Here is a 23,541-nt window from a genome sequence, read left to right as displayed (position 1 = left end):
CGGCCGGGCGCTCCGTGCTGGGTACGGGTCAGTCGACCGGGTGGACGGTCATCGGCAGCCCGCCCTGAACCCGCAGGGTGAGCATCGGCTCCGGCTTGGGCACGTAGCCCGGGGCCTTGGCCAGCCGGAGTTCGCGGACCACCGCGGCGAGCACCACGGTCGCCTCCAGCATGCCCAGGCTGCTGCCGACGCAGTAGCGCGGCCCGGCCCCGAACGGGATGTAGCTGTAGCGGTGCCGCCCGGCCGCCCGGCCCGGCGCGAACCGCTCCGGGTCGAAGCGGTCCGGCGCGTCCCAGAACTCGGGGTGCCGGTGCAGGGTGTACGGGCAGACCAGCACCTCCGCGCCGGCCGGGACGTGGAAGCCGCCGATCTCGTCCTCCTGCTGGGCCTTCCTGGGCAGGATCCAGACCGGCGGGTAGAGCCGCATCACCTCCTCCAGCACCATCGAGGTGTAGCTGAGCCGGTGCAGGTCCTCGGCCTCCGGCGGGCGGTCGCCGAGCACTTCGACCACCTCGGCCCGGACCTTCTCCCAGACCAGCGGGTGCTGGTCGAGCAGCAGGAAGGTCCAGCTCAGCGTCGAGGCGGTGGTCTCGTGCCCGGCCAGCAGCAGGGTGACCAGCTCGTCCCGCATCCGCTGCCGCCGGACCGCCTCGTCCGGCTCGGCGGCGGTCGCCTCGATCAGCCGGGACAGCACGTCGTCGCCGTCCGCGCTCGGGTGCGCGGCCCGCTCGGCGGCCAACTGGCCGGTGATCCGCTCCAGATCGGCCCGGGCCCGCCGGAACCGGCGCTGCTGCGGCAGCGGCAGCCAGGACGGGACGGCGCTCAGCGACATCATCTCGAAGATCGCCTGGTCCTGGACCACCTCGAAGGACTCACCGATCGACTCGTACACACCGAGGTCGGCGTCCAGCAGGGTGCGGCCGAGGATGCCGAGGGTGAGCCCGGTCATCTCCGCCCGGATGTCCACCGGCCCTGTGCCCGCCAGCGAGCGCAGCCGGGCCACCAGCTTGGCCGCCTCCTCGGCGATCACCCCGGTCTGCCGGGAGATCCGCCGGGGCTGGAACACCGGCTGGATCACCTTGCGTTGGGCCCGCCAGAGCTCACCCTCGCTGGTCAGCAGCCCGTCCCCGAGGGCCCGCCGGGCGTGCACCAGGCCGATGCCCTTGTGGTAGTTGGCGGCGTTGTCCGCCAGCACCCGCTTGGCGTGGTCGGGGTGGTTGAAGAAGAACAGCGTCTTCGGGCCGAGCGGCAGCCGGACGGCGTCGCCGTAGGTCAGCGCCGCCGAGGTCATCACCGAGAGCCGGTCCCTGGCCATCCTGGCCAGCAGCCCGACGGTCCGGGAGGCGGGCGGCCCCGGCGGCAGCCGCCTGGCCCGCGCGGGCGCGGTCACGCGGTCACGTCACGGTGCTCGGCCAGCTCCGCCGCGATCCGCTGCCGCCACAGCTCGTAGGCCGGCACCGCGCCGTCCGGACCGGGCTCCGGCCGAGCCTTGTCGCACAGCGCGGCCGCCTCACGGGGCGTCAGGTCGCAGAAGAACCGGGCCGCCAGCTCGGTGTGCGGCGTGACCAGACCCGCCTCCACCCGGGCGGTGGCGGCGAACGCGGACGCCTGCGCGACCTGCGGACGGTACCCGGCCGCCCGCTCCCAGAACACCGCCAGCTCGCCCTGGTCCCCGCCGCCCGCGTAGGTGGCGGCCAGCCCCGCGCCGCTGTAGAGGTCGGGCCGCCGGTGCGCCGGGAAGCGGTCCAGCAGGTCGGCCACCACGTCCGGCGCGGTGCCCGCCACGAACCAGGCGGCGCGGCCGATGCCCTGGTCGATCGCCCGGTTCCGGTAGTCGGCCGAACCGTCCACCGGCCACGGGAAGTCCGGCTCCTGGTAGTGCTCGTGGACGTACTTCCGGGTGTGGAAGTACGCCTGGTGGAACCCGTAGCCGTCCAGCACCAGCCAGCGCAGCAGCGGGTCCGGCGGGGTGATCGCGGCCCAGCGGAACCGGGGCAGCCTGGCCATCGCCCAGCCGACCCCGACGTAGGCCATGTAGCTGTGCTGCCGGCCGCGACCGGCCAGCAGCTCGGCCACCTTGCGGCCGTTGCCGAACGGCAGCCCGTCCAGCATCGCGGCACCCATCGCCGCACCTTCGTAGGCGAAGCCGCGGAACTGGTCCGGCACGCCCTCCAGCCGGAGTTCGGCCTCGGCGACGGTGCGCGATTCCATCACGTAGCCGTAGCCGGTGAGGAAGGTCGAGCCGACCGTCTCGAGCAACTCCCGGGATTGCACGCTCTTCTCGTGGAATCCCCGCTCGGAGAGCTTCGTCTCCGAATGATCAGGGGTCAGAATTCTGCGCCTGAGCGCACGCCAAGAACCCGCCATGGTTCCCTCCGAGGAATCGGGCTGCCGAACGGTCACAGCTGTCCAACCGAAATCCTGGTCGCCTGACGGGTTTTCCGCCTACTCCGAACGTGCCCTGGCAAGGGCACGTGCGAAGAAGCCGGGCCGCACCGGGACACCCAGAATCAAGCCGTCCTGTCCTGAAAACCCCACCGGAAGAGCAGCAAACGTGAGCGATCTCCGCGTCGTTTCGACACCCGCCACAGGGACCTCCCGAACCTCACTCTTCGTCAACGGCACCTTCCCGCGCCGCCGGATGCTGGTGGTGCTCCTCAGCGTCGGCTTCGGCCTGTTCCTCTCCTACGCCTGGTCCGCGAAGTTCGTGGACACCGAGATCGGCACCACCACCGCCAACGCGCTGCTCGGCCACGACGCCCACAAGACGCCGATCGCCGGGATCGCCACCGGGGTGGTGTTCGCCTTCGTCACCGGCCTGGCCGGCTCCTTCACCGCCTGCAACATCGCGGTCTTCGGCGCGGTCGGCCCGATGCTGGGCGAACTGACCAGCCGTCGGGACCGGTTCCTGCACACCGTCCGCCCGCTGGGCTGGATGGCGGCCGGGATGATCCCGGTCTCCGCCGCGTACGGCGCGCTGGTCGGCCTGGTCGGCACCCGGATGCCGCAGTTCTCCACCGCGAGCAGCCCGGCCGGCACGCTGTCGGCCCGCAGCCTGCAGTCCATGATCACCTTCGGCCTGATCGGCCTGGTGATGACCGTGCTCGGCCTGGCCGCCGCCGGCCTGCTCAAGGACCCGCTCGGCCCGCTCTCCCGGCGGTTCCCGAACGCCCCGATGGTGCTGCTCGGCGCCTTGGTCGGCGGCTTCCTGATCGGCCGCCCCTACCCGCTGTTCCGGGACCTGTTCCGGCACGCGGCGAGCACCCACAACCCGCTGTACGGCGCGGCCGCCTTCACCCTCCAGTCGCTCGGCAACATCGTGGTGATGTCGCTGCTGGTGCTGGTCCTGACGTACGCCCTGGGCGGCCCGCTGCAACGGTGGTTGAGCGCCTCGCCCGGCCGGGTGGCGGCGGTGACGGCGGCCGCCTTCCTCGTGGCCGGCGTCTTCACCCTGGTCTACTGGGACGTCCGGGTGCTCGGCCGGCTCGACTACCTCTGGTTCCCCACCGCCCCCTGGAACAACTGACCACCGACCGGCCGACGGCGGGCCCGGGCGCGACCGCGCTCAGGCCCGCCGTTCGCGTGCCCGCACCATCGAGGCCAGGGTGGCCCCGGGCTCACCGCCCGCGCCCATCAGCAGCCCGGCCACCTGGGCCTCGAAGCAGCTGTCCGCGTCGTACGGGGGCACCAGGTAGCCGCCGAACTCCAGGGTGACCAGGCCGTGCAGGGCGATCCACAGCTGGTGTGCCACCGCCTGCGGGTCGCCGGGCGACAGCCGGCCGGCCGTCATGCACCGGGCCACCGCACCGACCAGGGTCTCCAGCGTGTAGCGCCCGTGCTGCCGGTCGTCGTCGGTGAGCGAGAAGCCACTGAGCACCGATCCGCCGAACATCACGCTGTAGAGGTGCCAGTGCTCCCGCGCGTTGCGCCGGTACGCCCAGCCGAGCGCGCCGATGTCGGCCACCGGGTCGGCCGTCTCGGCCACCTCGGTGAGGCTGCGGTTGAGGTAGCTGAAGCCCTCCCGCACCATCGCCCTGACCAGGTCGCCCTTGCCGCCGAAGTGGGTGTAGACGGCCATCGTGGAGGTGCCCACCTCGGCCGCCAGCCGCCGGGTCGACAGCGCCTTGGGCCCCTCCTCGGCGAGCAACTTGGCTGCGGCCCGCAGGAGTTGGGGGGCCAGGGTGGGGTCGATCTGACGGGGGCTCACTCTTGACATCCTCTCACGACAGCAGGAACCTTTACAGAACAGAGTTATATAACGCCGATATGCAAGGGGGCACCAGATGACCGCCCGTCGCACCCACGGCACCACCCACCTGCTGGCCGGCGCCTACCGCCCGGTCGCCGAGGAGGTCACCGAGCACGGCCTGCCGGTGCTCGGACGGCTCCCGGCCGGCCTCGACGGCACCCTGCTGCGGATCGGCGCCAACCCGCTCGGCGCCCACGACCCGGCCACCGACCACGCCTTCGCGGGCGACGCGATGGTGCACGGCCTGCGGCTGCGCGACGGCCGCGCCGAGTGGTACCGCAACCGCTGGCTGCGCACCGACCGGGTCACCCGCTCCCTGGGCGAACTCCCCACCCCGGGCCCGGCCGCCGGGCTGTGCGACAACACCAACGCCGGGCTGGTCCGGCACGCGGGCCGCACCCTGGCGCTCGGCGACGGCGGCGCGCTCCCGTTCCGGCTGGGCGAGCAGTTGGAGACGCTGGCCCGGCACGACTTCGACGGCACCCTGCCGGCCGGCTTCGCCGCGCACCCGGTGGCCGACCCGCTGACCGGTGAACTGCACGCGGTGGCCCACCAGTTCGGCCAGCCGCAACTGACCTACCTGACCGTGGACGCGCGCGGCCGGGTCAGCCGGGCCGAGCCGATCACCGTCAAGGGCGCCCCGATGGTGCACGCCTTCTCGCTGACCGACCGGCACGCGATCATCTACGACCTGCCGGTCACCTTCGACCCGAGCGCGGCCGCGGCCGGCTCCCGGGTCCCCTACACCTGGGACGAGGGCCACGGCGCCCGGCTCGGCATCCTGCCGCGCGGCGGCCGGGACGCGGACGTCCGCTGGCTGGAGATCGACCCCTGCTTCGTCTTCCACCCGGTGAACGCCTACGAGCAGGGCGGCCGCACGGTGATCGACGTGATCCGGCACGAGCGGGTCTTCGACCGCGACCCGCTGCACCCCGGCGAGTCGACCCCGGCCCTGTGGCGGTGGACCGTCGACCACCGGCACGGCACCGTGCTGGAGCGCCGACTCGACGGCCGCGCCCAGGAGTTCCCCCGGATCGACGACCGCTACGCCGGCTCGCCGAACCGCTGGGCCGTCACCGTCGGCCTGCACCCGGAGCGGGCCGGCGCGCTGGCCGGGCCCGAGCTCCTCCGCCACGACCTGCTCACCGGGCACACCGAGGTGCACCGGGTCGGGCCCGGCCGGGAGGCCGGCGAGGCGGTCTTCGTGCCGCGCGGCGCCCACGCCCCCGAGGGCGACGGCTGGCTGCTCAGCCTGGTGCACGACACCGCCACCGACCGCGGCGAACTGATCGTCCTCGACTCGACCCGCTTCAGCGGGCCGCCGGTGGCCGTCGTCCCGCTGCCGGTCCGGGTGCCGCACGGACTTCACACCCAGTGGGTGGCGAATTCTCAACTGTGCACCGGGAGTTGACCCGCAGGCACCATTGCGGACATGACACCTCATCGCTAGGCTCGGCCCCCAATGCAGCAGCACAAATAGGACATCCACCCATCGGGAATGGAGAGATTCCTTGCATGACGCTGTCGAACGGGCCATCGCCACGATGTGGGAACGCTTTGACGAACCCCTCACCCTCACCGATATCGCGGACAGCGCGATATTGAGCAAGTTCTACTTCTCCCGGGTGTTCCGCACACTCACCGGAACCTCACCCAGCCGCTTTCTGGCCGCCATTCGGCTCTGTATGGCGAAGAAGTTACTGTTGGAGACGTCGGCCAGTGTCACCGACATCTCCTTCATGGTCGGGTACAACAGTCTCGGCACGTTCACCAGCCGCTTCACCCGCAGCGTCGGCGTCCCGCCGGCCAGGTTCCGGATGCTGTCCGAGCTCGGCATGGACGGCACCCCGAGCGCACTGCGCCCGGGGCGGCCCACCGGACACAGCGGCACCGTCCAGGGCGAGTTGTACGTCCCCGAGACCGAGCTGCCGATCCGGATCTACGTGGCCGCCTTCAAGGAGTCGATCCCCGAGGGTCAGCCGAAGGCCTGCGACGTCCTCGACAAGACCGGCCCGTACCGGCTCACCGGGTTGCCCGACGGCCAGTGGTACGTCCGGGCCGCCGTGGTCTCCCGGGCCCCGCTCGAACCCCGCCCCTGGGTGCGTCAGCCGCTCTTCGTCGGCTCCTCGCACCTTCCGGTGGTGATCTCCGGCGGTGGGACGGTGGAGGCCGACGTGATGACCCGCCCGCTCGGCAAGCTGGACATCCCGATCCTGCTGGCGCTGCCCGAACTCGACGGCCGGCAGCCGCTGAACGTCCTGCGGCCGGCCCAGCGGGCGGTGCAGCTCGCCCGCGCACCCGGCGTCAGAAGATCCGGCTGACACCGGACCGCAGCACCGGGGCGGTGGGCCGGACCGTCCCCGCTCAGCGAACGGCGTCGGCGCGCACCGCCCGCCGTTGGCTGTCGACTCAGCCCTCTGCCGCACCGAAGGCCAGCATCAGCACCGGGACCGCCTCCCCCTGGAAGTCCACCCCAGGATCGAAGCTGTGGATCATGCCCTCCAGCACCAGCAGGGACAGCAGCGGGAACGCGAACTCCGCGGCGGCGAAGATCCCGAACCGCCGCTGCAGCTTGAACAGCCGCGGCGCGAACGCCGCGAGGTTGAACTCCGCCGCCACCACCGCCGACGCGTCCCCGACCAGCTTCTCCACCTCGGTCCGGAACGCCTCCAGGTCGCAGTCCACCGGCACCCGGGCGGCACTCTCGATCACGATGTCCGCGCACCGGCGGCCCTCGCCGAGCGCCATCCGCAGGAAGAACTCCCCGAAGTGCCTGCGCACCCGGTCGGGCAGCCGGACCACGAACCCGGCGTCCAGCAGCACCACCTCGCCCGCCCCGTCCAGCCGCAGGTTCCCCGGGTGCAGGTCGCAGTGCACCAGCCCGTCCAGGAAGAGCATCTGGTAGACCGCCCGCAGCACCCGCTGCATCGCGTCCCGGCGCTGTTCCGGCAGATACGGCTCCGGGCGGAACTCCCGCAGGTCGTCCAGGAACTCCATCACCAGCACCCGGTCGCCGCCGAACCCCTCGATCGGCTCGGGCAGCCGTACGCCCTTCACCGCGGCCAGGTTGCCGCGCAGCCGGGCCAGCGACTCCCGTTCCGCAGCCAGGTCGGCCTGGGCCAGTACGGCGGTCCCGATCTGCCCGAGCATCTCCTCGGCCGGCAGCCGGCGCAGGCCGGGCAGCCGGCCTGCCGCCCGGGCGAACGCACCGGCCAGCCGGAAGTCACTGCTCATCAGCGGCACGATCCCGGGCCGCCGGATCTTCACCGCCACCACCCGGCCGTCGGTCAGCACCGCGCGGTGCACGGTCGCGATGCTGCCGCTGCCGACCGGCTCCCAGTCGAACGTGTCGAACGGCCACTCGGCCTCCGGCCCGAACTCCTCGGCCAGCACCGCCGCCAGCTCCGCCCGCGTCGGCGGCGGCACCGTGTCGGTCAGCCGGCCCAGCTCGTCGCACCACTGCTCAGGCAGCAAGTCCCGGCGAGTACTGAGCAGTTGGCCCACCTTGACATAGAACGGGCCCAACTCGGTCAGCATCGCCGGAGCCTGCCGCGCCAGCCGGCCGGCCACCGACCCGCCCCGACCCCGCCGGAACGCCGCCCCGCCCAGCGCGGCGGCGGTGTGCCGCAGCGCCACCCAGCCGATCCGCATCCCCCGCCGGCCGAGGCCGATCCGATCCGTGCCCGCGTCACCCATGAGGCTCTCCCCTCGTCAGCTGTGCTCGGCGCCGACTGCATCAGGACGGCCCTACAGATACTCAGCTCCCGCGGCCCCCCGGACTTCTCCTGACGTGCCCGCTCTTGGTTCCCGGCCCTCTCAACGCGCTTGCACGGCCTGCTCGGTGGGCTCGGCGGGCGGGCTGAACGGCCACCAGGTGAAGGCCGGCAGCCAGCGCTCGGCGGGGCCGCTCCAGGACAGCGCGCCGATCTGGTCGAGGGTCCGCCGCCCGGTGAGCGAGCGGAACACGTCGTGGTGGTGCCCGCTCACCGTCACCCCGGGCTCCCCCGGGCCGACCCGCCACTCCTGACCGCCCGACCGCACCCGCATGGCGGGCAGGCCGAGTTCGGCCACCGTGAGGCCCATGCCGAGCGCCACCAGGTCCAGCGAGCCCGGGTAGGCGGGATGGTCGAGCGGCACCGGCGCGCCGATCGCCCGCCGCAGGTCGAGTTCGTGGGTCAGGGCGTCCATCGTCATGATCGGACCGCGCAGCCCCTCGGTGAGCGGCGGCAGCAGCTCGGACAGCTCCGTCCACCGCTCCAGCAGCTCCGGCACCCCGGCCGCACCGTCCGGCTCGGGGTGCCGCAGCGGCAGCACCTGGATCCCCAGGGTGACCTGCCGGCAGACGTCCACCAGGTGGTCGACCAGATCGCGGACCGTCCACCCGTGGCAGGCCGGGACGGTGACGGTCGCCAACTCCGACCTCTCACTGACCAGTTCGATTACGTTCTGCCGGATCCGGTCGTAGCCGAGGCGGGCCGGCAGCCGCTCCCAGCCGCCCGGGGCGACGCCGGTGGCGGTCATCCGCGCACCGCCGTCGGCCGGTCCGCCGCCCGGCCTGCCTGGGCCCGGCTCAGCCGGCCCCGGGCGTGCAGCCAGGCGATGGTGTCGGCCATCGTCTCCGCCAACGGCCGGGCGGCGATGCCGTGTTCGGTGCCGCCCTCGGCCGGTGCGGCCACCGCGCAGGTGTAGACGGCGCCGTACTCGGCCGGGATGTGCCAGGGCCAGACCCGCTGCACCACCCCGGTCAGCAGGCCGAACGGCAGCATCGCCCGGGCCGGCAGGTACATCGCGGGCAGCTGCCGCCCGGTGACCTCCCGGACCGTCTCGACGTACCGACGGGTGGTCAGGAAGTGCTGCGGGCCGAACTGCCGGGTCGCTGGACCGGCCGTCCCGGTCACCAGCGCCGCGTGCAGGGCCGCGGTGTCCCGGACGTCCCCCAGCGGGAGACCGCCACCCGGCCAGAGCGGCATCAGACCCCGCAACTCGTTGCGCAGCCGGGCGTTCTGGTCCCCCAGGTACGGGTCGTCCGGCCCGAGCAGTGCGGGCGGGTAGCTGATCACCACCGGCGCGCCCTCCTGCTGGTGCCGGCGGGCCACCTGCTCGGCCGCCGCCTTGGTCGCCAGGTACGCCTCCCGGGGCCGCCCCACCGGCGAGTCGGTCCGGATGACCGGCCCGGCGGCCGGGAACAGCGCGCCGACGCTCGACACGTGGACCACCCGCCGGGCACCGCTCGCCCGCCCGGCGGCCAGCACGAGTTCGGTGCCCCGCACGTTGGTGCGCCGCAGCTCGCTCCGGCGCCGGCTGTCGAAGGAGTACACCGAGGCGGCGTGCAGCACCACCTCCGCACCCTTGACCGCCTCGGCCACCGCCCCCTCGTCGGTGACGTCGCCGACCACCAGCTCAAGACCGGCCGGATCGACCCCGAGCGGCGCCAACGACCGCTCCACGGCGGCCGGATCACGGACCAGCAGCCGGACCCGGCACCCGGCGCGCAGCACGGCTGCCACCGAATGGGCCCCGACGAAGCCGGTGCCCCCCGTCACGCAGACCAGCATGAGAACTCCTCTCGACGGCCCGGCGAGCGGCGCGGCCGTCCCGGCGGGCCGGAGTCCGGCGGCCGGGCGGCGCAGCGACGGTCACCTCCGGCCCACAGGTCCGGGCAGGCACCGCAGCCATCGTGGGTCAGCCGGGACCGTCGGGACTTCTCGCAGCGTGCCCCGCCGGATTTCCGGCCGGCCGGGCGTCAGCGCTGCGGCACCCCGCGCGGGGCCACCGCCGCCACCCCGCCCCGGGCGTGCCGGCCCGTCGGGCGTGAGCTGCGCCCGGCCAGCGCGGCCACCGCACCGCCCACCAGCAGCACCCCGGCCGGGATCGCGAGCGCCAGGCACTGCCGGACGCCCCACCGGTCGGCGGTCTCGTCCACCGGCAGGCGGACCAGCTCCAGCAGGTGGAACGCGTCGTAGGTGGCGAGGCCGTAGGCCAGTGCCGCGTACCCGAGCGAGAACAGCAGCAGCCAGCTGCTGCGTTCGGCCGCCGCCAGCAGGAACAGCGCGGCGGCCGAGACCAGCAGCGGGGTGGCGCCGTGGAAGATCAGCAGCTGGGCCGAGCCGAGGGCGGCGTTCGGCGAGCGGAAGCCGTGCCAGTCGGTCACCGTCAGCGCGGCCGCCGCACCGCCGAGCAGCACCATCGCCAGCAGCGCGGGCAGCGCCCGCCGCAGCCGGCCGGCCCGGCGGTACCGACGGAACGTCAGCCAGAGCGCGAGCAGCAGCGCGACGGCCCAGAACGCCGCCAGCCGGCCCGGGTGGGCCAGCTCCCCGGTGCCGAGGATGCCGCCGGTCGCGTGCGCCGGCACGCCGCAGACGGTGTCGGCCGCCCGTCCGCAGCGGGTGCCGGGCAGCCGGTACAGCGGCAGCGAGACCGCGAGCAGCACGCCGAACAGCACGAGCACGAACCAGTACCGCCGTGCGGCCACTTGCCCTCCTCGGTGCCGGCTGCCAGGAATCTTCCAGGGGTGACGGCGCTCGCACAAGGGGGGATCCGCACCGAAATCGGGGACACCAGCCAGCCGCGGGGCCGGACGGGTGGCGGTTGCGTAACCTTGCCGACGGGAGGGAGCCGTGGGTTCCCCGGCCGGCCGACGAAGGGGTTTCCAGCCATGTCCCAGCAGGTCCAGGGTGTCATCGCCCGAGCGAAGGGCGAGCCCGTCCGGGTGGAGACCATCGTGGTGCCCGATCCGGGCCCGGGCGAGGCGGTGGTGAAGGTGCAGGCCTGCGGGGTCTGCCACACCGATCTGCACTACCGTGAGGGCGGGATCAACGACGAGTTCCCGTTCCTGCTCGGCCACGAGGCGGCCGGCCTGGTGGAGTCGGTCGGCGAGGGCGTCACCGAGGTCGCCCCGGGTGACTTCGTGATCCTCAACTGGCGTGCGGTCTGCGGCCAGTGCCGGGCCTGCCGGCGCGGCCGGCCCTGGTACTGCTTCGCCACCCACAACGCGACCCAGCGGATGACGCTGCTGGACGGCACCGAGCTCTCCCCCGCGCTGGGCATCGGCGCGTTCGCCGAGAAGACCCTGGTCGCGGCCGGGCAGTGCACCAAGGTCGACCCGGCCGCCTCCCCCGCCGCCGCCGGGCTGCTCGGCTGCGGCGTGATGGCCGGTCTGGGCGCCGCGCTGAACACCGGCGCGGTCGGCCGGGGCGACAGCGTCGCGGTGATCGGCTGCGGCGGGGTCGGCGGCGCCGCGATCGCGGGCTCCCGGCTGGCCGGGGCGGCCCGGATCATCGCGGTGGACATCGACGACCGCAAGCTGGAGCTGGCCCGGGGCCTCGGCGCCACCCACACCGTCAACTCCCGGCAGGCGGAAGCCGTCGAGGCGATCCGCGAGCTGACCGGCGGCTTCGGGGCGGACGTGGTGATCGACGCCGTCGGCCGCCCGGAGACGTACCAGCAGGCGTTCTACGCCCGCGACCTGGCGGGCACCGTCGTCCTGGTCGGCGTGCCCACGCCGGAGATGAAGCTCGAACTGCCGCTGCTGGACGTCTTCGGCCGGGGCGGCTCGCTCAAGTCGAGCTGGTACGGGGACTGCCTGCCCAGCCGGGACTTCCCGCTGCTGATCGACCTCTACCGGCAGGGGCGGCTGGACCTGGACGCCTTCGTCACCGAGACCATCCCGCTGGACGGCGTCGAGCAGGCCTTCGCCCGGATGCACGGCGGCGACGTGCTCCGCTCGGTGGTGGTGTTCTGATGACCGCTCAGCCCTCGCCCCGGATCGAGCACCTGGTCACCGCCGGCACCTTCTCGCTGGACGGCGGCACCTGGGAGGTCGACAACAACGTCTGGCTGGTCGGCGACGACCACGAGGTGCTGGTGATCGACGCCGCCCACGACGCCGAGGCCATCGCGGCCGCGGTCGGCGACCGCCGGGTGGTCGCCATCGTCTGCACCCACGCCCACGACGACCATGTCAACGCCGCCCCCGAGCTGGCCGCGAAGACCGGCGCCCCGATCCTGCTGAACGAGGCCGACCGACCGCTCTGGGACCGGACCCACCCCGACCGCGCCCCCGACGGCCCGCTCCCCGACGGCCACCGGCTGACCGTGGCCGGCACCGAACTGACGGTCCTGCACACCCCCGGCCACGCCCCCGGCGCCGTCTGCCTGTACGCCCCCGGCCTGGGCACCGTCTTCACCGGCGACACCCTGTTCGCCGGCGGCCCGGGAGCCACCGGCCGGTCCTTCTCCGACTTCCCCACCATCGTCGACTCGATCACCGCCCGGCTGCTCACCCTCCCGCCGGACACCATCGTGCGCACCGGCCACGGCGGCTCCACCGCCATCGGCACCGAGGCTCCGCACCTCGCCGAGTGGTTGGCCCGCGGGCACTGACCCGGACCGGGCCGGTCCGGGCGGCCGCCCGGACCGGCCCGCCCCCGGTCAACTCACCGGCCCGCCGGGCCGGAACCGCTCCACCCCGACGATGTGACGCACCTTCACCGGGCGGACGATCACCGCGATCCGCTGCTCACCCGGCAGCATCCACTCGTAGCGCTCGTTGCCCAGGTACTTGCGGGCCAGCCGGTCCATCAGCTCCCGTGCCTCCTCGCCCGCGACGAAACGGCTCACCACACCGCTGATCTGCACCCGGTCGTAGGGGTCGGCGGAGTCCGCGTGCGAGAGGTAGACCCGCGGGTCCCGGCGCAGGTTCTCCTCCTTCACCCGGCCCACCGAGGTGTTGAACATCAGCTCGTCCTCCCCTTCCAGGTCCACCCACATCGGGCTGACCTGCGGGGCGCCGTCGGCGAACACGGTGCCGACGTACCAGATGTGGGGAGCTCGGAGCCGGGCCCGGACGGTCTCCTCGAATGTCACAGTCATCCCCGGGAGGTACCCACCCCGCAGGGGCGCGATACGCCGTTCACGCCCCGGACCTGGCGCCCCGTCAGCGGTAGGCCGCCCAAGGGCCGAGCGCGAATCCGTCGCCCTCCTTCCTGACCTCCACCGCCCCCGCACCGCCGAAGTGCGCCGGGATCACCAACTCGCGTTCGTCCGCCGCCCGTTCGAGGATCCGGCGGCGGCTGGCCGCCGCCTGGGCCGGGTCCAGGCAGAAGCAGCTGCTGCAGTCCGGCCGGAGGATCTGCACCGGGCTGTGCACCAGGTCCCCGACGAAGACCGCCCGGTCGCCGCCCGAGGCCAGCCGCAGCACCGCCGAGCCGGGGGTGTGCCCGGGGGCGGACTCCAGGGTGAGGTGTTCGTCGATCCGGTGGGTGCCCTCCCAGAGCACGGCCTGTCCGGCCTGGTGGACCGGGGCGATGCTGTCCTCGTAGAGCAGCCGGTCGTCGACCCGGCCACCCCTGGCATAGCCGTTGCCGGGGCCGAACCAGGCGTCGTCGGCGGCCGGCAGCAGGTACCTGGCGTTCGGGAAGGTCGGGGCCCAACCGCCGTCCACCGCCGTGGTGTTCCAGCCCACGTGGTCGACGTGCAGGTGGGTGTTGACCACCACGTCGACCTCCTCCGGGGCGATCCCGGCCCGGGCCAGCAGGCCCGGGAAGTCCCCCTGCCACCGGTGGAACAGCGCCGATCCCGGCCGCTCGCGCCCGTTGCCCACCCCGGTGTCGACCACCACCGTCCGGCCGCCGCTGCGCAGCACCCAGGTCTGCAACGCGGCCGCGACCCGGCCGTCCTCGCCCTCCCAGTGGTCCGGTGTCAGCCAGTCCCGGTTCTCCCGCCACACCTCCGCCCCGGCCCCCGGCACGAAGTCACCGGCCGGCAGGAACGTCCCCCGCCACTCCACCAGCCGGATGACCTCGACGTCCCCCAGCATCATCCGCTGCACGCTCTCGTTCTCCATGATCACGACCCTATCGAGCAGCGGATGAGCAGCTCAATACCTTCTGTGCTCAAGGAAATACGCGTCCGTCTCACCCACGAGGAACCGTATGCTGGCCCGATGGATGTAGTGAGCGACGCGATCTCCGCCGTCCGGCTCGGCCGCCCCTCCTCCAACCGGCTGCGCGTCGCGGGGAGTTGGTGCACCAGGCTGGCCCCGTACGACGGCGCGGGCTTCCACGTCGTGCTGGAGGGCAGCTGCTGGCTGCTGCCGGACGGCGGCGGCGACCCGGTCACGCTGGGCCCGGGCGACGCGGTGCTGCTGCCGCACGGCACCGGCCACGTGATCGCCGACTCGCCCGCCGGCCCGGCCACCGTGGCGCGCGCGGTGCCCTTCGAGCAGTACGCCGGGAGCACGTCGCCGGGTGGCACGGAGTTGCTGTGCGGGAAGTACCGGCTGGACCGCAGCCGCGTGCACCCCTTGCTGGCCGAGCTCCCGGACGTCGTCCTGCTGCCCAACCGGGTCGGCAGCAATCCGGAACTCCGTTTCGCCATCGACCTGTTGGGGCGCGAGCTGGAACAGGCCAGGCCGGGCGCCTGTCTGGCCGTGCCCAGCCTGCTCGACCTCCTGCTGGTCTACCTGGTCCGGGCCTGGCTGGCCGGGGCCAGCACCGGGGCCTGGCCGGCCGCGCTGGGCGACCCGGTCACCGCCGCCGCGCTGCGTGCCCTGCACTCCGACCCGGCCGCCCCCTGGACCAACGACCGGCTGGCCGCCGAGGCCGGGGTCTCCCGCCCCACCCTGGCCCGTCGCTTCACCACCCTGGTCGGCCGGCCCCCGATGGCCTACCTCACCTGGTGGCGTCTCACCTACGCCGCCACCCTGCTCCGCGACACCGCCGACCCGCTGGCCACCATCGCCCACCAGGTCGGGTACGCCGGGCCGTACGCCTTCTCGCACGCCTTCAACCGCGAGTTCGGCACCACCCCGGGCCGCTACCGCACCGAACTCCAGGACCGCCCGCCGCTGCCGGTGTCCTGAGGGGCGTGCGGCTGTCCAGGTGTGCGCGGGTGCGCTTCAGGCGCCCCCCGGTCCCGGGCCCGGTGTGCCCGGGGAGGAAAGCGCGGCAATGGCACCATAAGTCACGCAAAGGATCCATTTCGGCACCGGCTGTTGGCCCGTGCCGCTTTGCGCCTGCACCGAAAGGGAGTTCGCCATGCTTCGTCTCCGTTCGCTCGCGCTCGCCTCCGCCGCCGCGATCGTCGCCCTCGGCATCGTCCCGGCCACCGACGCCGCCGCCGCGCCGTCCGCGGTGCGGGCCTACTCGTGCTCGCCGGGCTACTTCTGCCTCTACAGCGACTGGAACGGCGGCGGGACCAGGTGCCAGTGGTCCGACGAGAGCAAGGCCAACACCGCCGACAACTGCTCGTTCATCCAGCGCGAGCAGAACGTCCGCTCGGTGCGGAACAACACCGACCACCGGGTGCAGTACTACACCCAGACCAACTACCACTCCCGGGTCGGCTCCACCCCGTCCGGCGGTGAGGGCAACCTCCAGGGCAACTACCAGATCCGGTCGTTCAAGAAGCAGTAGCCGACCGGCTGGCGGGCGGCCGGCCGAAAACCGGTGGACCTGCGGTGCTCCCGCTGCCTACGGTCGCGGGATGAGCGCACGCATCTTCCGCATCACCGTCTCCGGCTTCTTCGACGGTCTCGACTCCGACCAGCTCACCGAGCTGATCGCGCGGGCGGCGGAGCACGACGTCCTGCACGCGGCGTTCACCCCCGAGGGCCACCTCGCCTACGATCTCCCCGGCCGGACCGGATTCACCTTCCGCTTCCTGGAATCCGGTACGGCCGAGGAGGACATCGTGGCCGCCACCACCCGCGCCGAGGCCGCCGCCGAGCAGTGGCTCACCGGGCGCGGCTACCCCTTCAAGGGCCTCCGCTCCAAGTCCGCCGACCTCACCCAGCCCCCACTCGCCAAGCGCCAACGCCGCGCCGCCGCCCACCAGCGCGGCTGACCCGCGCCGGGCCCGCCGTCAGGCCCGGGTGAACCGCAGCGTGACCAGCTCGAACGGGCGCAGCCGGAGTCGCACCCCGCCGCCGGCCGGCTCCGCGCTGCGGTCCGGCAGTTGACGCTCCAACAGGTCGCAGACCCGTACGGCGGTGAAGTCGAACCCGGCGGTGAGGAGCGCGTCGGCCCGGCCGCCCGTGCTCTCGTACAGGCGGACCACCACGTCGCCGCTCCCGTCGTCGGCGAGTTTCACCGCGCTGACCGTCACCGCCGCCAAGTCCAGCTCGACCAGCGGACGGACCTCCGTGTCGCCGGCCACCCGGCGCTCGGGCAGGTTGATCAGGTAGCCCTCCCGGACCGCGTCGCCGATCTCCGCGCCCGGCACCAGGGCGTGCCGGAAGTGGTGCCGGCCCTGGTCGGTGTGCGGGTCGGGGAAGCGCGGGGCGCGCAGCAGCGAGCACCGCACCGTGGTGGTGGTGCCGTGGTCCTCCGCCCGGACGGTCCGGGTGACGTCGTGGCCGTAGGTGGAGGCGGTCACCAGGGCGACGCCCCAGCCGGGTTCGGCCAGGTGGACGAAGCGGTGGTTGCAGGACTCGAACCTGGCCGCCTCCCAGCTGGTGTTGGTGTGGGTGGGGCGGTACAGGTGGCCGAACTGGGTCTCGGCGGCGTACCGGTCGGTGTGCAGGTCGAGCGGGAAGGCGGCCTTGAGGAACTTCTCGGTCTCCTGCCAGTCCACCTCGGTGTCGAGCTCCAGCCGCCGGGCCCCCGCCGTCAGGGCGATCGTCTGCACCGCCTTGGACGCCCCGAACGAGCGGGACACCCGGACGGCCACGGTCCCCGGTGAGTCGGCGGCCGGCGCGATCTCGTCGACCCCGGTCAGGTCGGTGACGGTGTTCCGGTAGAACTGGTCCACGTCCCAGGCGTCCCACATGTTCGGGAAGTCCGGGTGCAGCTGGAGCAGGTTGGCGGCGGCCCCGGGGGCGACCGTCTCCATCCCGGTGGCGAGGTCGAGCACCGACACCACCAGGCCGCGCCCGTCCACCTCCACCTGGAGCAGGCCGTTCCCGAGTCGGAACCCGCCGTCCGGACGGGCCGTCATGGTGCAGCCGCCCGCCGGCTCCCCGGCCACCCGGCCGCCACCGGCGGGCACCCCGCCGCGCGCGTGCGGCGCCGCGTTGAAGACCACCTCTCCCCCACCCGCCGGGTCCCCGGCCAGTGCGCGCTGGGCCCGCTCGGTGATCCCGGTCAGCTCGGCGGCCACCGCCGCGTACGTCCGCTCGGCCTCCCGGTGCACCCAGGCGATCGAGGAGCCGGGCAGGATGTCGTGGAACTGGTGCAGCAGGACGGTCTTCCAGATCCGGTCCAACTCCTGGTACGGGTAGGGGAGTCCGACCCGGACCGCCGCCGTGGCGGCCCACAGCTCGGCCTCCCGGAGCAGGTTCTCCGCCGCCCGGTTGCCCTGCTTGGTCCTGGCCTGGCTGGTCAGCGTGGCCCGGTGCAGCTCCAGGTAGAGCTCGCCGACCCAGACCGGCGGGTTCGGGTACTCGGCCTGCGCCTTGGCGAAGAACTCGGCGGGCCGCTCCCAGCTGACCCGGGCCGAACCCTCCAGGTCGCGCAGCCGGGCCGCCTTGGCGATCATCTCGCGGGTGGTGCCGCCACCGCCGTCGCCCCAGCCGGTCGGCGCGATCGAGTGCCTGGCCACCCCCTTGTCCTTGAAGTTCCGGGCGGCGTGGGCGATCTCGCGGCCGTCCATCGAGCAGTTGTAGGTGTCCACCGGCGGGAAGTGGGTGAAGATCCTGGTCCCGTCGATGCCCTCCCACCAGAAGGTGTGGTGCGGGAACTTGTTGACCTGGCTCCAGGAGATCTTCTGGGTGAGCAGCCACTTCGCCCCGGCCGCCTTGATGATCTGCGGCAGCCCGCCCGCGAAGCCGAAGGTGTCCGGCAGCCAGGCCTCCTCGTTCTCGATCCCGAACTCGTCCAGGAAGAACCGCTTGCCGTGGACGAACTGACGGGCCATCGCCTCCGAGCCCGGCATGTTGGTGTCCGACTCCACCCACATGCCGCCGGCCGGCACGAACCGGCCGTCCGCGACCGCCTTCTTCACCCGGGCGTACACCTCGGGGCGGTGCTCCTTGATCCAGGCGTACTGCTGCGCCTGCGACATGGTGTAGACGAAGTCCGGCTCGTCCTCCAGCAGCGCCGTCATGTTGGCGGTGGTCCTGGCCACCTTGCGGACCGTCTCGCGCAGCGGCCACAGCCAGGCCGAGTCGATGTGCGCGTGGCCGACCGCGCTGATCCGGTGCGCCGAGGGCTCGGCGGGGGTGGCGAGCACCCCGGCCAGCTGCTCCCGGGCGGCGGCCGCCGTCCCGTTCACGTCCTGGAGGTCGATCGCGTCCAGCGCCCGCTCCACCGCCCGCAGCAGGTCCCAGCGGCGGGCGCCGTCCACCGGCAGCTCGGCCATCAGCTCGCCGAGCACCTCCAGGTCGATCACCAGCTGCCACACCGTCTCGTCCAGCACCGCCAGGTCGACCCGCTCCAGCCGGTACTGCGGCTCGCTCCCGGCGGTCTCCTTCTCGCCCAGCCGCGTGGGCAGGAAGGGGTGGTAGTCCAGGATCACCGGGTTGGACGCGGCCTCGACGTGCAGCAGCACCTGCTCCCCGCCGACCGCCGGGGCGGCGATCCGCACCCACTGGTTGCGCGGGTTGAGGCCCTTCACCGGTGTGCCGTCGGGCCGGTAGACCAGGCCCTCGCACTGGAAGCCGGGCATGTTGGCGTCGAAGCCGAGGTCGATCAGCGCCTCGACCGTCCGCCCCGCCCATGCCTGGGGCACCGTCCCGCTGACGGTCAGCCAGCTGGTGCCCCAGGGGGCGCCCCAGCGCTGCCCGGCCGCGATCGGGGTGCGTGGGGCGGCGATGCCCTCGGCCACCGGCACCGGCTCGTCCGGCGCCGTCCAGATCCCCACCTCCAGCGGCACCGACTCGGGGTAGACCGCCGGGCGGATCCGCTCCGCGAGCACCCGCTTGAGCCGGGACTCGACCAGACTCCGGTCATCATGCATGACAGACACTCCGTGAAGTACTCGGCGACAAGGGGGACTTCAGCTCTGCTCGACATCCTCGACGGTGACCAGCGCGGTGATGCCGCGGGCCGCCAGGTGCGCGGGGTCGGTGGCCCGGCCGGCCAGCACCACGCTCGGCCTGGCGCCCTGGGCGCTCAGCCGCATGAACGCCTCGAAGAACGCTCCGCCGGGGGCGCAGGTCGAGCGCTTGGCCGCCGCCTCCGGCAGGTCCAGCACCAGGGCGGTGCCGCGCGGCGGCGGCCGGTGCCAGTGCGCGCGGACCTCCTCGATCGCCCGGGCGATCGCCCGGCCGGTTGGCTTGACCCGCCGGTCATTGGTCAACAGCCCGAGGCTGTACTCCAGTTCGGGGAAGTCGGCGAGCGAGCGGGCCACGTCGTGCGAACACCACCAGGTGACGCCCCACAGGTCGGGGCAGTCCAGCGCGGCGGCCACCGTGGTCCGGACGAAGTCGGCGGCCTGCCCGGGCGGGATGTGCGGCTCCGGGGCGCCGACCTCCTGGAGCCAGACCGGCCGGGCCGGGTCCTCGGCCCAGGCCTTGGAGAGCTCGATCAGGTAGGCGGCGTGCTGCCCGACCGCGACCGAACCGGCGCCGTGCCGCTGGGCGGTGCCGTTGAAGACCCACGAGTGCACCGCCGTCGCCGCGCCGATCCCGGCGGCCTGCGCGGGGGTGAAGGGGTGGTCGTCCTGGTACCAGCAGGCGTCGTACTCGGCGTGCAGGTGCAGCCGTCCCGGGGCGCCCTGCTCGCAGGCGGCCAGCATCCGGCGCAGCCAGGCGTCCGCCTGCTCGGGGGTGATCCGGTCCGGGTCGGGGTGCGGATCGCCGGAGAACTGGTTGATCTCGTTGCCGACCGTCATCCCGAGGAAGTTGGCCCGCTCCGCCAACGCCGAGGCCAGCGTGCGCAGATAGCGCTCCTGGCCGTCCAGCACCTCGGGGTCGGTGAAGATGTTCCGCCGGTGCCAGGTGGCCGTCCAGGCGGGCAGGAAGTCGAAGCTGGACAGGTGGCCCTGCAACCCGTCCACCGCGACGTCGAGACCGCGCTCGGCCGCCGCGTCGACCAGCTGCACCAGGTGCTCGACCGCCCGGGGCCGGATCAGTGTGCGGTTCGGCTGGAACAGCGGCCAGAGCGGGAAGACCCGGAGGTGGTCGAGGCCGAGCCCGGCGATCGAGTCCAGGTCGGCCCGGATCTGGTCCAGGTCGAAGTCGAGCCAGTGGTGGAACCACCCCTGGCTCGGCGTGTAGTTGACGCCGAACCGTGGTGCCGGGTCGAACTGCTGACGGATGGTCATACCGGGGACAACTCTCCTTGGGGTGCGGGCCGGGGCACTGCTCAGCCTTTGACCGCGCCCTCCTCGACACCCCGGAAGAAGAACCGTTGCAGGGTGGCGAAGACCACCACGATCGGCAGGAAGGCGATCATGGTGCCGGCCGCGATCAGCCGGGGGTTGGCGCTGAACGTGCCGTTCAGGTACTGCAGGCCGACGGTCAGGGTGTACTTGCCGGGGTCGTTCAGCACGATCAGCGGCCAGAGGAAGTCGTCCCAGGCGCCGATGAAGGTGAAGATGACCACCACGCTGAGCATCCCCCGGACGTTCGGCAGACCGACGTGCACCAGGCGCTGCCAGACGTTGGCGCCGTCCACCAGGGCCGCCGCGTCCAGGTCCGGCGGGACGGCCTGGAAGGCGGTGCGCATCAGCAGCACGTTCAGCATCGAGACCGCCCCGGGCAGCGCCACCCCGGCCAGCGTGTCGGTCAGGCCGAGGCTGCGCACCGTGACGTACTGGGAGACGATGGTGACCTCGCCGGGCAGCACCAGGGTGGCCAGGAACAGGCCGAGCACCAGCCGGGCGCCCCGGAACCGCAGCCGGGCCAGCGCGAACCCGGCCAGCGTGGCGCCCACCGCGTTGCCGACCACCGCGATCCCGGCCACCACCAGCGAGTTGGCGGCATAGGTCCAGACCGGGATGGTGTCGGCCACCTTGCCGTAGTTGGCGAAGGTCAGGTCCTGCGGCCAGAAGCCGGGCGTCCGGGACCAGACGTCCTCGCCCGGGCCCTTGAGCGAGGTGGACAGCTGCCACAGGAACGGGCCGACGGTCAGCAGCAGCACCAGTGCCAGCAGCAGGTAGCGCACCGTCCGTTCGACGGGTGACGGGGTGTGGAAGCCCCGGCCCCGGGTCCTTGCCGGTCCCATCCTCAGGCCGCCTTTCGGTTCAGCCGTGCCAGCAGCAGCATCGGGCCGACGGTGATCAGGAAGAGCAGCAGGCTGAGCGCCGAGGCGTAGCCGATGTGCCCGGTGAAGCCCCGGCTGTACATCTGGATCAGCATCACCACCGACATGTCCCGCCCGCCCGGTCCGCCGGTGCCGTTCGAGAGCACGTACAGCTCGGAGAACACCCGCAGCGCGGAGACCGAGATCAGCACCGAGACCAGCATCATGGTGGGCCGCACCCCGGGCAGCGTGACGTGCCAGAACCGGCGGGCCGCCGAGGCCCCGTCGACCGCGGCCGCCTCGTGCAGCTCGCGGCCGACGTTCCCGAGCGCCGACAGGTAGATCACCATGTAGTACCCGAGGCCCTTCCAGACCGTCAGCCCGATCGCGCTGAACAGCAGCAGCCAGCGGTCGGTGAGGAAGGACACCGGCTGCTCGGCCAGGCCGAGTTGGCCGAGCAGCCCGTTCACCAGGCCCCGGTCGTCGAGCACCCAGCCCCAGATCAGCGCGACCACCACGGCCGAGGCGATCACCGGGGTGTAGAAGGCGGTCCGGAAGAAGGTGATACCGGGCAACCGCTTCTCCACCAGCAGGGCCAGCAGCAGCGGGAGCAGGGTGAGCAGCGGCAGGCAGATCAGCAGGTAGACGATGCTGTTCAGCAGCGCGTCGGCCAACTGCTCGTCGCTGAAGGCGCGTTCGTAGTTCGCCAGACCGGTGAACCGGCCGCCGCCGAGCGACTTGGCGTTGGTGAACGACAGCACCACGGTGTTCAGCGCGGGCCACAGGTTGAAGACGGCCAGCCAGACCACGGCCGGTGCGGCCAGCAGCCACGGGGTGAACCAGCGCCGGTGGGTCATCGCACGCCTTTCCGGGGTCTCAGTCCTTGAGCAGTTGGTTGCAGCGCTCGACCGCCGTGTCCAGCGCCTGCTTCGAGCCGGCCTGACCGCTGATGGCGAGCGCGATCTGCTGGTTGACGATCGTGCTCATCGCGTCGTTGACCTGGACGGGTTGCAGCATCCGGGCCTTGGCCAGCGAGTCGAAGGCGATCACCTTGGCGTCACCGGCGTTGGTGCCGTCGCCCTTGCTGAAGAAGGCGTCCCCGGCCGAGGCCTTGGTGGAGGGGAAGATGCTGGTCAGACGGGCGAACGCGGCCTGGTTCTCGGCGTTGGTGACCCAGCGGGCCAGGGCGACGGCGGTCGCCGGGTTCTTGCTGCTCCTGGCGACCGAGAGGCCCTGGACGTAGAGCGGCGGCGTGCCCATCGCGGCGGACGGGACCACCTTCGGCGCCAGGGTCGGGTTGTCGGTGGCCAGGCTGGTGATGTAGTTGGCGCCGCCCGTGGTCCAGGCGACCGTACCGGCGTTGAACAGCTTGGCGTTCCCGGCGTAGGTCTCGGTCAGCACGTCCTTGGGGAGCAGGCCCTCCTTGAAGGCGGCCACGTACTTGTCCAGCAGGGCGGCGGCCTCGGGGGTGTTGAAGGTGAAGCTCCGGCCGTCCTCGGCCATGATCGGCACGCCCGCGTTGGCCAGGTCGCCGAGACCGGGCTTGCGGCTCATCAGGTAGGCCGCCCCGCCCGACTTCTCCTTGACCGTCCTGGCCTGCGCGATCAGCTCGTCCAGGCCGGTCGGCACCCTCTTCGGGTCCAGGCCGTAGCGGGTGAGCAGCTCCGAGTTCCAGTAGTTCACGTCGGTGTTGAGGTACCAGGGGTAGCCGTACGCCCCGCCGCGCCCGGCGAAGCGGTAGGCGTCGATGCCGCCCTTGACGTAGTCCTCGGTCAGCTTCGGATCCGCCCCGGCCACGTCCAGCAGCATGTTCTGCTTGGCCAGCGGCAGTGCGAAGTCCGGTGGGAGGTTGACCACGTCGGGCAGCGAGCCGCCGGCCGCCTGGCTGAGCACCTTGTCGGAGTAGCCGTCGCCGGGCTGGTCCAGCCACTCGACCTCGGTGCCGGGGTACTTCTGCTCGAAGGCGGCGATCACGCCGTCCAGGTAAGCGGTGAACTTCGGCTTCAGGGCCCAGGTCTGGATCGTGACCTTGCCCTTCACCTCGCCGGTGACGGCCGCACCGTCGGCGGCGGTGCCGGAGTTGTCGCCGAGGCCGCAGCCGGCGAGGGTCGACAGGGCGAGCGCGGTGACGGTCAGCCGCAGCCGGAGGCTTCTTCGCATCAGAGGGGC

Annotated in this window: 22 protein-coding genes; 8 read left to right on the top strand and 14 right to left on the bottom strand. The window is 72.8% G+C overall.

Features of this window, described 5'->3' with window-relative positions; genetic code table 11:
• Positions 1-28: 28 nt before the first annotated feature.
• Both ACIRPK_RS26260 and ACIRPK_RS26255 read right to left on the bottom strand, forming a co-directional pair.
• On the bottom strand, positions 29-1,390 hold the full coding sequence (locus ACIRPK_RS26260; protein ID WP_403042404.1) for a cytochrome P450: 1,362 nt from the start codon (positions 1,388-1,390) through the stop codon (positions 29-31).
• Positions 1,387-2,367: a DUF1702 family protein gene (locus tag ACIRPK_RS26255; protein WP_403042402.1), complete on the bottom strand. Its 981-nt coding sequence runs from the start codon at positions 2,365-2,367 to the stop codon at positions 1,387-1,389. The genes ACIRPK_RS26260 and ACIRPK_RS26255 overlap by 4 nt, the downstream gene beginning before the upstream one ends.
• Before the next feature lie 187 nt (positions 2,368-2,554).
• On the opposite strand from ACIRPK_RS26255, the gene ACIRPK_RS26250 reads away from it, so the two are divergent.
• Positions 2,555-3,526, top strand: coding sequence for a hypothetical protein (locus tag ACIRPK_RS26250; protein WP_403042399.1), 972 nt, complete (start codon positions 2,555-2,557; stop codon positions 3,524-3,526).
• 39 nt (positions 3,527-3,565) lie between these two features.
• Here the strand turns inward: ACIRPK_RS26250 and ACIRPK_RS26245 are convergent, their stop codons facing one another.
• Positions 3,566-4,207, bottom strand: a complete 642-nt coding sequence (locus ACIRPK_RS26245) for a TetR/AcrR family transcriptional regulator (protein WP_403042397.1) — start codon at positions 4,205-4,207, stop codon at positions 3,566-3,568.
• Between the two features lie 76 nt (positions 4,208-4,283).
• On the opposite strand from ACIRPK_RS26245, the gene ACIRPK_RS26240 reads away from it, so the two are divergent.
• The gene (locus tag ACIRPK_RS26240; protein ID WP_403042394.1) at positions 4,284-5,660 is read left to right on the top strand and encodes a carotenoid oxygenase family protein; all 1,377 of its coding nucleotides are present in this window, start codon (positions 4,284-4,286) and stop codon (positions 5,658-5,660) included.
• A gap of 133 nt (positions 5,661-5,793) precedes the next feature.
• Positions 5,794-6,570: a helix-turn-helix transcriptional regulator gene (locus tag ACIRPK_RS26235; RefSeq protein WP_403042496.1), complete on the top strand. Its 777-nt coding sequence runs from the start codon at positions 5,794-5,796 to the stop codon at positions 6,568-6,570.
• A gap of 88 nt (positions 6,571-6,658) precedes the next feature.
• Here ACIRPK_RS26235 and ACIRPK_RS26230 read toward each other — a convergent pair whose 3' ends face one another.
• The 4 genes from ACIRPK_RS26230 to ACIRPK_RS26215 all read right to left on the bottom strand — a co-directional run bounded on the left by ACIRPK_RS26230 (position 6,659) and on the right by ACIRPK_RS26215 (position 10,721).
• Entirely contained in the window at positions 6,659-7,945 is a 1,287-nt protein-coding gene (locus tag ACIRPK_RS26230) for an ABC1 kinase family protein (protein WP_403042391.1), read from the bottom strand.
• Positions 7,946-8,065: 120 nt separating this feature from the next.
• A complete protein-coding gene (locus tag ACIRPK_RS26225; protein ID WP_403042388.1) occupies positions 8,066-8,770 on the bottom strand; it encodes a maleylpyruvate isomerase family mycothiol-dependent enzyme in 705 nt (234 codons plus the stop codon).
• The gene (locus ACIRPK_RS26220) at positions 8,767-9,792 is read right to left on the bottom strand and encodes an NAD-dependent epimerase/dehydratase family protein (protein ID WP_403042386.1); all 1,026 of its coding nucleotides are present in this window, start codon (positions 9,790-9,792) and stop codon (positions 8,767-8,769) included. The genes ACIRPK_RS26225 and ACIRPK_RS26220 overlap by 4 nt, the downstream gene beginning before the upstream one ends.
• 200 nt (positions 9,793-9,992) lie before the next feature.
• Complete coding sequence (locus ACIRPK_RS26215) at positions 9,993-10,721, bottom strand: hypothetical protein (RefSeq protein WP_403042384.1); 729 nt, start codon at positions 10,719-10,721, stop codon at positions 9,993-9,995.
• 183 nt (positions 10,722-10,904) lie between these two features.
• On the opposite strand from ACIRPK_RS26215, the gene ACIRPK_RS26210 reads away from it, so the two are divergent.
• Entirely contained in the window at positions 10,905-11,990 is a 1,086-nt protein-coding gene (locus tag ACIRPK_RS26210) for an S-(hydroxymethyl)mycothiol dehydrogenase (protein ID WP_403042382.1), read from the top strand.
• On the top strand, positions 11,990-12,631 hold the full coding sequence (locus tag ACIRPK_RS26205; RefSeq protein ID WP_403042379.1) for an MBL fold metallo-hydrolase: 642 nt from the start codon (positions 11,990-11,992) through the stop codon (positions 12,629-12,631). The genes ACIRPK_RS26210 and ACIRPK_RS26205 overlap by 1 nt, the downstream gene beginning before the upstream one ends.
• Positions 12,632-12,679: 48 nt before the next feature.
• On the opposite strand, the gene ACIRPK_RS26200 is transcribed toward ACIRPK_RS26205, so the two are convergent.
• Positions 12,680-13,120 (bottom strand): PPOX class F420-dependent oxidoreductase, encoded by a 441-nt coding sequence (locus ACIRPK_RS26200; protein WP_403042376.1) that lies wholly within the window; start codon positions 13,118-13,120, stop codon positions 12,680-12,682.
• A gap of 64 nt (positions 13,121-13,184) precedes the next feature.
• Positions 13,185-14,093 (bottom strand): MBL fold metallo-hydrolase, encoded by a 909-nt coding sequence (locus tag ACIRPK_RS26195; protein WP_403042374.1) that lies wholly within the window; start codon positions 14,091-14,093, stop codon positions 13,185-13,187.
• A gap of 99 nt (positions 14,094-14,192) precedes the next feature.
• On the opposite strand from ACIRPK_RS26195, the gene ACIRPK_RS26190 reads away from it, so the two are divergent.
• From ACIRPK_RS26190 to ACIRPK_RS26180, 3 genes are all read left to right on the top strand, one after another.
• Complete coding sequence (locus ACIRPK_RS26190) at positions 14,193-15,110, top strand: AraC family transcriptional regulator (protein ID WP_403042371.1); 918 nt, start codon at positions 14,193-14,195, stop codon at positions 15,108-15,110.
• Positions 15,111-15,285: 175 nt separating this feature from the next.
• Positions 15,286-15,663 carry a peptidase inhibitor family I36 protein gene (locus tag ACIRPK_RS26185; RefSeq protein WP_403042369.1) on the top strand — a complete coding sequence of 126 codons (378 nt, stop codon included), beginning with the start codon at positions 15,286-15,288 and terminating at the stop codon, positions 15,661-15,663.
• 70 nt (positions 15,664-15,733) lie between these two features.
• The gene (locus ACIRPK_RS26180; protein WP_403042366.1) at positions 15,734-16,093 is read left to right on the top strand and encodes a DUF6204 family protein; all 360 of its coding nucleotides are present in this window, start codon (positions 15,734-15,736) and stop codon (positions 16,091-16,093) included.
• A gap of 18 nt (positions 16,094-16,111) precedes the next feature.
• Here ACIRPK_RS26180 and ACIRPK_RS26175 read toward each other — a convergent pair whose 3' ends face one another.
• Genes ACIRPK_RS26175 through ACIRPK_RS26155 form a run of 5 tightly spaced genes read right to left on the bottom strand, consistent with a single transcriptional unit; the run spans position 16,112 to position 23,532 of the window.
• The gene (locus ACIRPK_RS26175; protein ID WP_403042363.1) at positions 16,112-19,144 is read right to left on the bottom strand and encodes an alpha-mannosidase; all 3,033 of its coding nucleotides are present in this window, start codon (positions 19,142-19,144) and stop codon (positions 16,112-16,114) included.
• A 39-nt stretch (positions 19,145-19,183) separates the two neighbouring features.
• Positions 19,184-20,452 carry a glycosyl hydrolase gene (locus ACIRPK_RS26170; RefSeq protein WP_403042360.1) on the bottom strand — a complete coding sequence of 423 codons (1,269 nt, stop codon included), beginning with the start codon at positions 20,450-20,452 and terminating at the stop codon, positions 19,184-19,186.
• 41 nt (positions 20,453-20,493) lie between these two features.
• Complete coding sequence (locus ACIRPK_RS26165) at positions 20,494-21,354, bottom strand: carbohydrate ABC transporter permease (RefSeq protein ID WP_403042357.1); 861 nt, start codon at positions 21,352-21,354, stop codon at positions 20,494-20,496.
• 2 nt (positions 21,355-21,356) lie between these two features.
• Positions 21,357-22,229 carry a carbohydrate ABC transporter permease gene (locus ACIRPK_RS26160; RefSeq protein WP_403042354.1) on the bottom strand — a complete coding sequence of 291 codons (873 nt, stop codon included), beginning with the start codon at positions 22,227-22,229 and terminating at the stop codon, positions 21,357-21,359.
• 19 nt (positions 22,230-22,248) lie between these two features.
• Complete coding sequence (locus tag ACIRPK_RS26155) at positions 22,249-23,532, bottom strand: ABC transporter substrate-binding protein (RefSeq protein ID WP_403042351.1); 1,284 nt, start codon at positions 23,530-23,532, stop codon at positions 22,249-22,251.
• Positions 23,533-23,541 lie beyond the last annotated feature (9 nt).

The sequence above is a fragment of the Kitasatospora sp. NPDC101801 genome (genome assembly GCF_044766665.1).
Lineage (GTDB): Bacteria > Actinomycetota > Actinomycetes > Streptomycetales > Streptomycetaceae > Kitasatospora.
The sequence above is the reverse complement of the archived record's forward strand: the minus strand, read 5'-3'. Positions and strand labels throughout refer to the sequence as shown.

Excerpts from the sequence above, each read along its gene's own strand:
- ACIRPK_RS26240 (WP_403042394.1), top strand. The coding sequence starts at position 4,284 with ATGACCGCCCGTCGCACCCACGGCACCACCCACCTGCTGGCCGGCGCC.
- ACIRPK_RS26185 (WP_403042369.1), top strand. The coding sequence starts at position 15,286 with ATGCTTCGTCTCCGTTCGCTCGCGCTCGCCTCCGCCGCCGCGATCGTC.
- ACIRPK_RS26210 (WP_403042382.1), top strand. The coding sequence starts at position 10,905 with ATGTCCCAGCAGGTCCAGGGTGTCATCGCCCGAGCGAAGGGCGAGCCC.
- ACIRPK_RS26165 (WP_403042357.1), bottom strand. The coding sequence starts at position 21,354 with ATGGGACCGGCAAGGACCCGGGGCCGGGGCTTCCACACCCCGTCACCC.
- ACIRPK_RS26180 (WP_403042366.1), top strand. The coding sequence starts at position 15,734 with ATGAGCGCACGCATCTTCCGCATCACCGTCTCCGGCTTCTTCGACGGT.
- ACIRPK_RS26160 (WP_403042354.1), bottom strand. The coding sequence starts at position 22,229 with ATGACCCACCGGCGCTGGTTCACCCCGTGGCTGCTGGCCGCACCGGCC.
- ACIRPK_RS26155 (WP_403042351.1), bottom strand. The coding sequence starts at position 23,532 with ATGCGAAGAAGCCTCCGGCTGCGGCTGACCGTCACCGCGCTCGCCCTG.
- ACIRPK_RS26170 (WP_403042360.1), bottom strand. The coding sequence starts at position 20,452 with ATGACCATCCGTCAGCAGTTCGACCCGGCACCACGGTTCGGCGTCAAC.
- ACIRPK_RS26235 (WP_403042496.1), top strand. The coding sequence starts at position 5,794 with ATGTGGGAACGCTTTGACGAACCCCTCACCCTCACCGATATCGCGGAC.
- ACIRPK_RS26255 (WP_403042402.1), bottom strand. The coding sequence starts at position 2,367 with ATGGCGGGTTCTTGGCGTGCGCTCAGGCGCAGAATTCTGACCCCTGAT.
- ACIRPK_RS26200 (WP_403042376.1), bottom strand. The coding sequence starts at position 13,120 with ATGACTGTGACATTCGAGGAGACCGTCCGGGCCCGGCTCCGAGCTCCC.
- ACIRPK_RS26225 (WP_403042388.1), bottom strand. The coding sequence starts at position 8,770 with ATGACCGCCACCGGCGTCGCCCCGGGCGGCTGGGAGCGGCTGCCGGCC.
- ACIRPK_RS26205 (WP_403042379.1), top strand. The coding sequence starts at position 11,990 with ATGACCGCTCAGCCCTCGCCCCGGATCGAGCACCTGGTCACCGCCGGC.
- ACIRPK_RS26195 (WP_403042374.1), bottom strand. The coding sequence starts at position 14,093 with ATGGAGAACGAGAGCGTGCAGCGGATGATGCTGGGGGACGTCGAGGTC.
- ACIRPK_RS26190 (WP_403042371.1), top strand. The coding sequence starts at position 14,193 with ATGGATGTAGTGAGCGACGCGATCTCCGCCGTCCGGCTCGGCCGCCCC.
- ACIRPK_RS26175 (WP_403042363.1), bottom strand. The coding sequence starts at position 19,144 with ATGCATGATGACCGGAGTCTGGTCGAGTCCCGGCTCAAGCGGGTGCTC.
- ACIRPK_RS26230 (WP_403042391.1), bottom strand. The coding sequence starts at position 7,945 with ATGGGTGACGCGGGCACGGATCGGATCGGCCTCGGCCGGCGGGGGATG.